The following is a 13,597-nucleotide window of genomic DNA, read 5'->3' as shown; positions in this document are numbered from 1 at the left end:
AATTTATCCTTTATAACTCAACTTTATTATCTTTTGCAAATTTTTCTAACCATTCTCTTGAAGAAGCTGTAGTAATTGGTTGCTGAATTATTTTTATAAATTCTGCTTGTAGCTGTTTCGCATTTAAAGAAATTAACATATTTTTTACAGCACCAAAATTCATAGCGTTTACTGAAAATTGTTTCAAGCCTAACCCTATAAGAGCCATCGCCATTAATGGATCGCTCGCCATTTCACCACATAAACTGACAGTTTTTTTATGGCGTTCTCCTGCTTGAATAATATTTAACAAACAGCGTAGAAAAGAACCAGATAAAGGATCAAAATAATCACTTAATAATTTATTACAACGATCAGCGGCCACAAAAAATTGAAATAGATCATTAGATCCAATAGATACAAAATCTACAGCATTAAATAATTCATCTAATTGCCACAATAATGAGGGGACTTCTATCATGGAACCTAAATATAATTTTTTAGGTGTCTTATAACCAAAGTTATTTAAGTAAGCTAATTCTTTATCTACCAAGGCTTTTAACGCTTTTAGTTCAAAAACTTCAGATATAAGCGGAAACATGATATGTAAATCTATTTCATTACTAGCCCGTAACAGTGCTCTTAATTGATTACGTAATAAAGCAGGGCGTTGTAATGCAAGCCTAGTAGCACGCCAGCCTAATGCGGGGTTTTGCTCCAGTGACTTATTAGGGAAATATGATAAATGTTTATCACTTCCTACATCTAAAGTTCTAAAAATTACAGGTTTACCTTTAGCCTGATTTATTATAGATCGATAAAATTGTTCTTGAGTTTCTAACCTAGGTAAGTGATTAGCCATCATAAAGTGGAGCTCAGTACGTAATAACCCTATACCAGCTGCTCCAGTTTCTTCAAGATGTTTAAGATCAACAGATAAACCAGCATTTAGAAATAATTTAATTTCAACACCATCTTTGGTAATAGTAGCTGTATCTTTTTGTTGTCGATAAGATAAAACCTTAGCTTGATTAAGCTGATCTTTAATTTTGTATTTTTGCTCTAATTCTTCACTTGGTCTTAAATGTAATTCACCTAGATCGCCATCTAGTATAATTTTATTACCATTGGCTGCTAGCTCAGTAATATTATCTATTTGACCAATTACAGGAATTCCTAAAGATTTCGCTACTATAGTAACGTGGCTATGTCGGCTACCATCTTCTAAAACTAATCCAGTGAGATGACCATTAGGATAGTCTAATAATTGTGCTGCTGAAAGTGACCTAGCTATTAAAATAGAGCCTTTAGGTAAATTTTTAGCTTCTATTTGCGTATTTTTACCCATTAATATTCTTAGTAGGCGATTACATAAATCTTCAAAGTCAGAAAATCTTTCTTTAAGATATGGTGTTTGAATACGTTGGAAACGTGCTTTAATTTCGTTTCTTTCTTTCTCTACAGATGCTTCTGCACTAAAACCTTGCTGTATAGATGCTTCAATTCTATTAATCCAGCCTTTATCGTAAGCAAACATTTTGTAGGTTTCAAGAATATCTTTAGATTCTTCTGTATTCACTATATCTATGCGGTTAAGCATATTATTTATTAATAGTCTTGTTTCTTCTAAAGCTGTCTGTAGTCTTATTAACTCTTGTTCAACATTGTCATTTAAGATCTTATCTATAACTATTATTGGTTCTTGTAAAATTACTGAACCAATCGCTAAACCTTTATTTAAAGATACGCCAGCTAAAGATAAAGGCTGAAAAAGATCATAAGCAAAACGGCTTTGTTCAAAAAAGGGTAATTCACCAGCTCTCATTAATTCAGATAAAACTATAGCGCTAGTTTTTAGAGCATTTAACTCTTCATCAGAATATAATTTTTGTTCTTTACTCTGAATAGCTAATACACCAAAACATCTACCCATGCGTAAAATAGGCACACCTAAAAAGGCGGATAGATCATCTTCATTAGTTTCTTTAACGTAATAAAAGTTAGGGTGATCTGGCGCATGTTTTAAATTTAAGATACGGTTAGAGGCCGCAATTGTTCCTATTAAACCTTGTCCTAGAACTAAACGAACTTTATGAACAGCCTCCTGATTTAAACCTTTAGTAGCATATAATTGTAGCGAATCATCAGCTTGTAATATATATATAGAACAAATATCCGTGTTTAAAAACGAAGCTATTTTTTCTACGATATCATTAAGCCGTTGTTGTGGATGATGATTTTCAGTTAAAGAAAGACGTAAATTAGTTAGTAAAGCTTTGGCTTTGGGATCAACTAAATTATCTAGCATTGATTTTCCCCCATAGTAAATTAGTTAAATAACTAAGGTTCTATTTCGTGGTCTGATTGGTATAATTCGTAAACATTATGTAAAGTTCTAACTGCTAATTCTGTATAAGCACTATCAATTAAAATAGAAACTTTAATTTCCGAGGTGGTTATTGCTCTAATATTAATAGATTTTTCTGCTAAAGCTTTAAAAGCTGTAGCAGCAACCCCTGCATGACTACGCATTCCAATACCAATAACAGATATTTTAGTTAAACCAGATTCATATTGAAAACTATCATAACCAATATGCTGTTTGTTTTTTTCAACTATTTTTACAGCTCTATCTAGGTCAGTAGATGATAATGTGAATGTCATATCAGTCTTAGAACCATCTTCTGATATATTTTGTACGATCATATCGACATTAATGTTAAGTTCAGCTAAAGGGGCAAAAATAGCAGCCGATACCCCAGGGCGATCATTTACACGTCTTAAAGAAATTTGTGCCTCGTCTTTTGTAAAGGCAATTCCGGTTACTGTTTGTTGTTCCATGATTTCATCCTCATTGCAAATTAATGTCCCTAATGAATAATTAGGATCTTTTAATGCTGGGTTGTCAGGGTCATCAAAGCTAGATCGGACAAAAATTCTTACACCATGTAACATGGCTATTTCCACGGATCTTACTTGTAATACCTTTGCACCTAATGATGCTAATTCTAGCATTTCTTCAAATGATACTTTTGATAATCGTCTTGCTTTTGGTTCAATGCGAGGATCAGTAGTATATACTCCATCGACATCAGTATATATATCACATCTATCTGCTTTAATAGCACAGGCTAAAGCTACAGCACTGGTATCTGAGCCGCCTCTACCTAAGGTGGTGATACGTTGATTCTCGCTTACTCCTTGAAAGCCAGCTAAAACAGCTATCTGATTTTGATCAAATCGTTTAATTATTTTATCACCAGCAATAGATTGAATGCGAGCAGAAGTGTGCGCATTACTAGTATTAACTGGTAATTGCCAACCTAACCAAGAGCGGGCATTTATACCAATAGATTGTAAGGCAACAGCTAATAAGCCGGCGGTTATTTGTTCACCAGAGGAAACGATAACGTCATATTCTTTAGCATCATGTATATAGGAAATTTCTTTAGTCCAATTTACTAATTGATTAGTTGTTCCAGACATAGCAGAAACGACAACCGCTACTTGATTACCAAGTTCCACTTCACGTTTAATGTGTTTTGCTACATTTTTAATGCAATTGATATTGGCTACAGAAGTTCCACCAAATTTCATTACAATACGTGCCATGACTATCATCCTATAATAATTCTTTACTATTTAATAAACAATTATGCGTAGACTTGCAACTGTTCTTATGCTTGCATCTAGTAAGAAGTCAAGATATAAACAATCATAAAGGAGTTTTGATAATGACAGGCAAAAAATATACTACAATTGATGAGGCTGAAGTTAAAAAATTTTCTGATATGGCAGATGATTGGTGGAATCCTAATGGAAAATTTAAGCCTTTGCATAAATTTAACCCTATAAGATTGACATATTTAAAAAATAAAATTTGTGAAATTTTTAATAGAGACCCATTACAGCAAAAACCATTAACTAATATATCAATTTTAGATATTGGTTGTGGAGGAGGATTATTAGCTGAACCTCTAGTTAGATTAGGCGCAACTGTCACTGCTATTGATGCTTCAAAAAATAATATTGAGGTGGCTAAAGTTCATGCTAAGCAAATGGGTTTAAATATTGACTATCAACATATAACTGCAGAGGAATTACTGCAAAATAAGCAAAAATTTGATGTAGTCTTAGCAATGGAAATAGTAGAACATGTATCAGATGTTACCTTATTCACTGAGACAATCATAAAATTAGTAAATGAAGATGGGCTTTTATTTATGGCAACCATTAATAGGACAATAAAAGCGTGGTTGCTTGCAATTGTAGCTGCCGAATATATCCTTAGATGGTTACCTATTGGAACTCATAATTATGAAAAATTAGTAAAACCTCAAGAATTAATTGAAATATTAGCTAAAACAAATATGAAATTATTAGAACAACGTGGTTTTTCTTATAATCCTATCAAAGATATATGGAAAATCTCACAGGATTTAGAAGTAAATTATATACTTTTAGCACGTAAAATTAAGTAGAGGAAATTATGCTAATTATTTTTTTTATATTAGTATTTATAACTTTATATTTTGGTAGAAAATATAAAAAATTACTTAATATAATTAATGTGAGTCAAAACTTATTTTTACAAAAGGCAGAATTAATCTTAATCTGGAATAAAATACCTAGCTTAAATGAGAAACCTTATATTTTTGGAAAGTATAATGATAGTTTAAAGGGGCTACAGACAGATATATTGCAGATTTGGCAAAATAATAAAAAAAATTTTGATGTAGAATTTATTTGGAAACAAACGGAATTTAATTTATCTTTTCGAAAGCATAGAGGAATCTTTTGTTTTTATTTATCACCAAAACAGTCAGAGGTTAATTTTAATAATAATAATTTTTATAAAATATTTGAGGAATTATGTTATAATTTACCTTTAGCGGTATGGATAGGAAAAAATAATAAAATAGCTTGGGCTAATAATTATTATAAAAAAATAGCGCATAAAGCAGATAGCGGAGTAAATATTATTGACCTTTGGGGCGATAAAATTAAACAAGCTCTGCAGCAAAATAATAATTTTAACAATAAAATAATAAATGTTATTGCAGGTGAGAGAAAAACTTTTGATGTAGCAGTAAATTATCTAGATGATGGTTTGTCAGTAGGTCATGCTTTAGATATAACTCAGCAAGAGATATTAGCTAAAAAATTACATAGTCAAAATAAAGATAGATTTAATATATTAGATCAATTATCCACTGCTATAGCTATTTTTGATGAACAACAAAAATTAATTTTTTATAATCATGCATTCGCTCAGGTTTGGCAATTAGATATTTCCTTTTTAGAGACGTTACCTGATGCTAATCAATTATTAGATAATTTATTATTACAAGAAAAATTATCTTCTCCTATCCAATGGAGACAATTGTTAGAGCCTAGTAGAAATATTGATTTATCTAATGATACAAAAGAAGATATTTGGAATTTTCCAGATGGAAGAATTTTGCGAGTAGTTAATCAACGTAGTATAACAGGAGAAAATATTTGGCTGTTTGATAATCTAACGCAACAATTAGAAATAGAAATGCAATATAATGATCTAATAAAAGCTCAGGGCGAAACTTTAGATAATTTAACTGAAGGAATTGTAGTATTTGCAGCTGATGGTTTATTAAAATTAGCGAATAATAAATTTGCTGAAATTTGGAAATTAGATGAAAATTTATCTATAGAGGGAGTACATATTACCGAAATAGCAAAAGTCTGTAATGAAAAATATAATATAGATATTTGGGAAGAATTGATAAAATATATTGTAGGTGGAAATTATATCAGAGAGATAAAAAAATATCGTTTAGAATTAACCAATAATTTAGTATATGATATATCTATAGTACCATTACCAAATGGACAAACTATGATAACTTTTGTTGATATAACTGATTCTATTAACATAGAGCGAGCGCTACAAGAGAAAAATAACGCATTACAATCAGCCGATAGATTACGTAATGATTTTGTACATCATGTTTCTTATGAATTAAGGAGTCCTTTAACTAATATTATTGGATTTAGTGAAATGTTAGAAAAGATGACAGATCCGCTAACAGAGAAACAGAAAAAATATTTAGATTATATAAAAGTTTCTTCAGATGAATTATTAAATTTAGTAAATGATATACTAGATTTAGCTAGAATTGATGCGGGTTTATTACAATTAGATTTAGAGGAAGTTAGTATTTTAACTTTAATTAAACAAGTGAATGAAAGATTAAAGGTAAAATTAACAGAAAAAAATATCAACTTAATTATTGAAACCAAAAAGCAAAATATTTTAGCGAAAATAGATAAAAAAAGATATCAGCAAATAATTTTAGCTTTACTAACTAATGCTATCAGTCATTCCTCTGAGCATAGTAAAATAATTATTACGATTGATAAAAATGACGGTAATTTAATTTTAAAAATTACTGATAATGGTTCAGGTATATTAACTGAACATAAAGAAGAGATATTTAAACCATTTCAAAGTTATGGTCGTTATGCTGGTTCAGGTCTTGGGTTAACTATTGTAAATACTTTAGTAAAGTTACATGGAGGACAAGTCATTATACAAGATGCTAAACCGAAAGGAACTAGCTTTATTTGTGTAATACCAGATGCTGATCAACAAAAGAAAGAAATAAATACTGAAAATGAAATATCAATTATATAGTGAAGAAAATACCAAAGAATTAGCACAAAATATTGCTAAAGATTTACAAGCAGGTGATTTTATTTTTTTGTCAGGTGATTTAGGCAGTGGTAAAACAACTTTTAGTCGTTATCTTATTCAAAATATAGCTAATGATACCACTATAGAAGTAGTAAGCCCTACTTTTCCTATTATACAATATTATGATAATTTACCTCAGCCTATTATACATGCAGACTTTTATAGATTAGAGCATGAAGATGAAATAGAAGAATTAGGCTTAGATAGTTATTTATTAGATGCTATTTTTATTATAGAGTGGCCAGAAATTGGGCAAAAAATATTACCTTTACCAAAATATCATCTGAATTTTAAGTTACATAATAATTCCCGTTATGTAACTATACTAAAATAATTATATAGGGGGCAGATTAATGTTAAAAAAACAAAAAGTTTTTTCTATCCCATTTGGGGTAGATTTTTTATCTCAGCTAGCTGATTCTCTTATAAATAATGAAATTATCGATGGTGTTGGAGAATTATTTAAGGATCCGATTAAAGTATCTGATATTACTATTTATTTACCGACGCATAGAGCTGTGCGGCAATTAAAAGAAATATTCATTCAAAAAAATATTGGAGGTAGTAGCTTTTTACCAAATATTAGAGCACTTACTGATATTGATGATAATTTAATATTTTTTAGTGACGATCAATCTGAAGTTTTACAGTTACCGCCTGTTATAGAAAATCAAGAAAGGTTAATTGAATTAGCAAAATTGATTCATCATTGGTATATTAATTTACCTGATACAATTAAACAATTATATGGTTCAAAAGAATTATTTTTGCCGAGTAATTTTGCTGATTGCATCTTAATTGCTAGAGATTTAGCTGAATTTTTAGATCTGATTCAAAGCTATGAGATAGAGTGGGATAATTTAGAAAATATTAATTTAGGTTTAAGTAGCGAATGGTGGAATTTAACTTGGGAATTTTTGTCGATTATTAGTAAATATTTTCCAGCAATATTAGCAGAAAAAAATCGTTTAGATCCTATAGATTGGCGTTTAAAATTATTAGAACTTGAACGTAAAAGATTAACTACTATTGGAAAAAATAATATAGTTATTGCTGCTGGTTTTATGAGTTTATTTCCGGCTTTAGATCGTTTTTTAAAAGATATTTCTTGTTTGCCTAATGGAGCAGTTATATTACCTGCTATGGATAATAATTTAGATGATTATTCATGGGAGAAATTAAATCATACTGATACAGATAACCCTGCAGTTTTTTGTCATCCGCAAAAATCTATTTATCAATTATTAACTAATTTAAATATGCTTAGAGCAGATGTAGTTGAGTTAGGGCTAACTTCTAAGCAATTATTAAAAAGAAGTAAGATTGTTACAGAAATTTTTCGTCCTTCTGATACTACTGAACTTTGGCGTGATCTTGATAAAACAACAATGAATATTGCTGTAAATGATATCGCTATGCTAGAGGCGCCTAATGAGACAGAAGAAGCCGCCGCAATAAGTTTGATTTTGCGTGAATTATTAGAAGATCCTAAAAAAAAGGTAGCATTGGTTTGTAATGATATAAATTTAATTCGTTACGTAGCTGGTCATTTACGTAAATTTAATGTTATTGCGGATAATGCGATAGGGCAATATTTGTCTGATAGTCCTCAAGGTATTTTTGTTAATTTGTTATTAGAATTTATTTTTAATCAGCAAAAAATAATAGATTTTTTAGCCTTATGTAAACATCCTTTTTTTCATTTGGGTGAAGAAAGAAGTAAAATAAGACCTAAAATTGCTATTTTAGAAATAGCTTTATTTAGAGAATATTTATGGCAAAATGATTTGGAAAAATATATTAAATATTTAGAAGAACATTTGAAGAATAGTGACAATGAAGCTGAAAGAGCATCGCTAGAGTTATTAAAAAAAATCTATAATATTATTTTACCATTGATTAATTTTGTCAATAATATTGAGCAAAAAACTATCGCTGAAATGACTAAAATTACCATTCAGGTAGTTGAAGAGCTTATAAAAGATTCTGCTAATAATATGGAGCATTTTTATGGAAATGAATCAGGAGAGGAATTTATAAGTTTCTTTAAAAAATTATTATTAGAGAAAACCACTATCAATATTAAGTCTAATGAGTGGGGTCAAGTAATAGCAGCTTTATGGGCGGATATTAAAGTTAAACCAAAATCTGGTGGTCATCCACGTTTATATATTTGGGATAATTTAGAATCACGCTTACAATTTGTTGATGCAGTAGTAATAGCTGGTATGAATGAAACTATTTGGCCTTCAGTAGTAAAGAATGGATCTTTTTTATCTAGAGTAATGAAAATGGCCATAAATTTACCACCACCAGAACAAGATATTGGTATTGTTGCTCATGACTTACAAATGTTATTGGCTACACCACAAGTTTATTTAACTAGATCATTAAGATATAAAAATGAGATAAAAATAGCTTCACGATGGTGGCAAAGGTTAGAAGCAGTAGTAGGTGAGAATATTGCTAAACAGCTAAAGCAAAAGGGTGATATATATTTATATTGGGTTAAACAATTAAATATAAGTGAGAAAATACCTCGTGTTTTAGCACCAGCACCTTGTCCTGATGTTGCTGTACGACCAAAGGATTTTTCTGTTACAGAAATTGAAATATTAAGAGATAATCCTTATGCTATATATTGTAAAAAAATATTAAAATTAAAGCCTTTGCCGCCCTTAAGGCAGAAATTTGAAGCAAGAGATAGAGGAATTTTAATGCATAAAATTTTTGCTATTTTTTGTGAAAATCATCATATAATTGATAAACAGCAAGCTTTATCAGAATTATTAAATATCGCTAGAATAGAATTTGCAAAAGAAGATTTACCTGCAGATTTAGCCTTTATTTGGTGGGATGCTTTTGAAAATATAGCTAATGATTTTTTAAGTTGGCATAATGAACAGCCTAATATAAAAATATTTTTAGAAAAACAATCAAAAAAAGTACCTATTGCTAATACTAATGTAAGTCTATCTTGTAGAGTAGATCGTTTAGATATATGTAACGATAATTTTGCAGTAATAATAGATCTAAAAACAGGCACATCTATCTCTATGGACAAGGTAGGAAAGTTAGAATATCCACAATTATTATTAGAAGCATTAATTGCACTTCAACAGGGATTTCCAGAGGTGAAAATTGATAAAATATTAGATGTGGTTTATCTTTTTTGGTCAGTAAAAGGTGAGTTTTCAGTAACTTCTTTTGTGAAGAAATATTCTATAGAACAGCTACAGGATACATTAGCTGAAGTAGAACAAGAATTAATTTGGTTATTGAATAAATATAATGATCCAAATTCAGTATATTTATCTTATAGCCGCCCTAAAAACGCTAATTATAAGAATGATTATGATCATTTGGCTCGTATAGATGAATGGTTGGAGGGATTACACAATGATTAATCAAATTCCTACAATAGCTATTGCAGCACAAAATATGGCCTCAAATCCAGATATGAATATTTGGGTTGCAGCTAATGCTGGTTCTGGAAAAACACATGTGTTAACTGAAAGAGTTTTACGATTATTGTTAACTGGAGTTAAACCCGCTCGCATATTATGTCTTACTTATACCAAAGCTGCGGCAGCTGTTATGCAAGAGCGAATATTTAATAGATTATCTTTATGGGTTAACTTAAGTGAAGAGCAGTTAAAACAAAAGTTATTTGCTTTAACTGGTAATCATCCAAGTCAAAAAGACATCATTAAAGCCAGGCAATTATTTGCTAAAGCTTTAGAAACTCCTGGTGGGCTTCGAATACAAACAATACATAGTTTTTGTGAGGGTATTTTACGACAATTTCCGTTAGAGGCTCAATTATTTCCAGCTTTTAAAGTGGATGAAAATAAAATTAATATAATTTTTGAGCAATGTTATCAGGAATTATTTATTGATGTTAAAAACGATAAAAATTCTATTGAAGCTGATTTATTAATAAATAGCTTTAGAAAATTAGGCGGATATAATTTTAAAAAATTTTTACGAGAAATAGTTAAAAAAGAGGAAGTTATATTAAATTTACATCAAGAGTTAGAAAATTCTTTTTATTTGGAATTATTTAATCTACTTCAAGATTTAACTAAAGACGACTTATATATAAAAATTAAGAATGATTTTAGCTCTATTAGTTGGAGAAATATTCTACAGGCATTATCATATGGAGGAAAAAGAGCCGCTAATTTTATAGCTCAATTAGATGAATGTTGGAAATTACCAGCTGATTGCTGGTCAGAAAAATTAATATCTATCTTTTGTGTTAAAGCTGATTCTAAGCATATTGAATTAAAACAATTTAATATAATTGCTACTCAAGCTACTAGAAATGAGTTACCTGATATTGTTGAGTTAATGGAATTAAAGGCAAAACAATTATTAATCTGGTTAGAACAAATAGCTATCTTAGATTTAATAGAAGATAATATACAATTATTTAAAGTAGCTAAATATTTTTTAGGTAAATATAATAGGTTAAAAAATCAATCGTCCATTTTAGATTATGATGACTTAATTTCTAAAACTTTAGCCTTGTTAAAATCTTGTGATGTCGCTTGGATTCATTATAAACTTGATAAAGGTATAGAACATATTTTAGTTGATGAAGCGCAGGATACTGGTAAACAACAATGGGAAATTATTCAATTACTAACAAGTGAATTTTTTGCTGGTGAAGGGCAAATAATTAAAAATCGTACTATTTTTGCTGTTGGCGATGAAAAACAGTCAATATATTCTTTTAGAGGAGCTGATCCGCAAGAATTTGCGAATAATTATAGATATTTTAAAAATAAAGCTAAAGCAGCAAATTTATCATTTGAGCAAGTTAAATTGAATTTTTCTTTTAGGTCTTCACCCGCAGTGATTGAAGCCGTTGATAAAGTTTTTTCTAAGCCAAATAATTATAGAGGTTTAAGTGTTGATAAACAGCCAACGACACATGATTTTATTAGAAAAAATATCGTTGGAGAAGTGGAATTATGGGATTATGTAATTGTTGAAAAAGTTAAGAATGATTTCACTAATTGGGATATGGATAAAGCTAGCGTAACTACAGCTGTAAGTAAATTAGCTAATAAAATAGCTAAAACTATATCTGGTTGGTTAACAGAAAAACAGATATTGTTAGAAAAAAATCGACCTATAAAACCAAGTGATATATTAATTTTAGTAAAAAATAGAACTAATATATTACCTTTATTAATAAAGTCATTTAATAATTATAATATTCCAACCACGGGTGAAGATACTTTAAAATTATTAGATCACATTGCTATTCAAGATTTAATTGCTTTAGGTAAATTTTTGTTACAACCAGCTGATGATCTGTCTTTAGCTGCAGTGTTAAAAAGTCCTATTTTTAATTTAACAGAACAACAGTTATTTGACTTAGCTCATAATAGAGATAAAAATTCCAGTTTATTCTATGCGATTAAAAAATATGCAAAAGATGATCAAAAGATAGCTGATATTTTAATGGAATTAGAGATATTTTTAGCGTTAGTAGATAATATTACACCTTTTGAATTTTATAACCGTATTTTAGCACAATATGAAGTTAGAAAAAGGTTCGTTGCTAGATTAGGTGAGGGTGTGAATGAAATATTAAATATTTTTTTAGATAAGTTGCTTGATTGTGAAAATAATAAAATTAATAGTTTAGAACTGTTAATAGATAATTTAACGGAAGCAAATCCTACAATTAAGAGAGATTTAGAGCAGACTTTAGATCAGGTAAGAATTATGACAGTTCATGGTTCTAAAGGGTTAGAAGCTCCTATTGTTTTTTTAATTGATCCAGGAAAAATAGAGTCAAACCCAGCGAAAAGTTCAACTAATTTATATGTTTTTGATAGAAATGCTCAAGATGATAAGAAATTACATTTATTTTTAAATAAGGATAATAAAAATTTATCTGTATTTAAAGAAATCTGTAATAAAGAATTGCAGCAAAAAGAGGATGAATATTGTAGATTATTGTATGTAGCTATGACTAGAGCTGAAGATAGATTGATAATATGTGGTTTTAAAGGTGAAAAGAATACAAAAGATAATTTATGGTTGGATAGAGTAAAAGCCGTTTTTAATGCGGAGGAGCTGGAATCTTATCTTGATGAAGATAAGCTTTGGCGTTGGAAATATAAAAAAAATGCAAGTAATCTGCTGTTAGTCAATGAGCAAAAAACGGAAACGATCGTTAATTATCCAGAGATACCAGATATATTTAGAAAAACTTTACCGGTAGAAAAAAATTTAACTTACCATATTCAACCTTCAAATATTTTAGTAAAGGATGACCAAGAAAAATATCAATCACCTTTGTTAACAATTCCTTCTGAAAAGAGTGTATTTTTATTAGAACGAGGTATAATAATTCATAAATTGTTACAATATTTACCTATGATAGATAAAAATAAGCATGAAGAAGCAGCAAAAAATTATATAAAAAATTATGCAATAAATTGGAGTCAAACACAGCAACAATCTATAATTACTTCTGTTTTAAAATTATTAAATGATCCAGAATATAATTATATTTTTAGTAAAAATAGTAAAGCAGAAGTTCCAATAAGAGGAGAATTGTTAATAAATGGAAGCAAAAAACAAATTTCAGGTTTAATTGATCGAATTATCATCGAAGATAATAATTTATTGTTAATTGATTATAAAACTAGTTTTTGCCCTTCAACTATTGAAGATATTCCAATAGCTCATATTGCACAGTTAGCATTATATGAAAAAATTGTTCAACCCTTATATCCTGATAAGAAAATTGATGTTATTTTGATTTACACGCAGGTTCCAAAGTCATATAATATTACTGAAAATTTAAGAAATAACGCTTATAACGAAATAGTAAAAACAATAACTTAAATATAGTTAGGA

Annotated in this window: 7 protein-coding genes; 5 read left to right on the top strand and 2 right to left on the bottom strand. The window is 29.2% G+C overall.

Annotated features, from left to right (window positions below):
• Positions 1-10: 10 nt before the first annotated feature.
• The gene (ptsP, locus tag AB6T46_RS06625; RefSeq protein ID WP_370931350.1) at positions 11-2,287 is read right to left on the bottom strand and encodes a phosphoenolpyruvate--protein phosphotransferase; all 2,277 of its coding nucleotides are present in this window, start codon (positions 2,285-2,287) and stop codon (positions 11-13) included.
• A 32-nt stretch (positions 2,288-2,319) separates the two neighbouring features.
• Positions 2,320-3,591 (bottom strand): aspartate kinase, encoded by a 1,272-nt coding sequence (locus AB6T46_RS06620; protein WP_370931349.1) that lies wholly within the window; start codon positions 3,589-3,591, stop codon positions 2,320-2,322.
• Positions 3,592-3,713: 122 nt separating this feature from the next.
• Between AB6T46_RS06620 and ubiG the strand changes: the two genes are divergently transcribed.
• Genes ubiG through addA form a run of 5 tightly spaced genes read left to right on the top strand, consistent with a single transcriptional unit; the run spans position 3,714 to position 13,585 of the window.
• Positions 3,714-4,460: a bifunctional 2-polyprenyl-6-hydroxyphenol methylase/3-demethylubiquinol 3-O-methyltransferase UbiG gene (gene ubiG, locus AB6T46_RS06615; protein ID WP_370931348.1), complete on the top strand. Its 747-nt coding sequence runs from the start codon at positions 3,714-3,716 to the stop codon at positions 4,458-4,460.
• A gap of 8 nt (positions 4,461-4,468) precedes the next feature.
• Positions 4,469-6,652, top strand: a complete 2,184-nt coding sequence (locus AB6T46_RS06610; RefSeq protein ID WP_370931347.1) for an ATP-binding protein — start codon at positions 4,469-4,471, stop codon at positions 6,650-6,652.
• Positions 6,633-7,046 (top strand): tRNA (adenosine(37)-N6)-threonylcarbamoyltransferase complex ATPase subunit type 1 TsaE, encoded by a 414-nt coding sequence (gene tsaE / locus AB6T46_RS06605; protein ID WP_370931346.1) that lies wholly within the window; start codon positions 6,633-6,635, stop codon positions 7,044-7,046. The genes AB6T46_RS06610 and tsaE overlap by 20 nt, the downstream gene beginning before the upstream one ends.
• Before the next feature lie 19 nt (positions 7,047-7,065).
• Positions 7,066-10,119: a double-strand break repair protein AddB gene (addB, locus tag AB6T46_RS06600; RefSeq protein ID WP_370931345.1), complete on the top strand. Its 3,054-nt coding sequence runs from the start codon at positions 7,066-7,068 to the stop codon at positions 10,117-10,119.
• Positions 10,112-13,585, top strand: coding sequence for a double-strand break repair helicase AddA (gene addA, locus AB6T46_RS06595; RefSeq protein ID WP_370931344.1), 3,474 nt, complete (start codon positions 10,112-10,114; stop codon positions 13,583-13,585). Before addB ends, addA begins: the two co-directional genes overlap by 8 nt.
• The last annotated feature ends 12 nt before the right edge of the window (positions 13,586-13,597 follow it).

This window comes from Bartonella sp. DGB1, from assembly GCF_041345015.1.
GTDB lineage: Bacteria > Pseudomonadota > Alphaproteobacteria > Rhizobiales > Rhizobiaceae > DGB1.
Note: the sequence above shows the minus strand (reverse complement) of the source record. Positions and strands in the feature narration are given on the sequence as shown.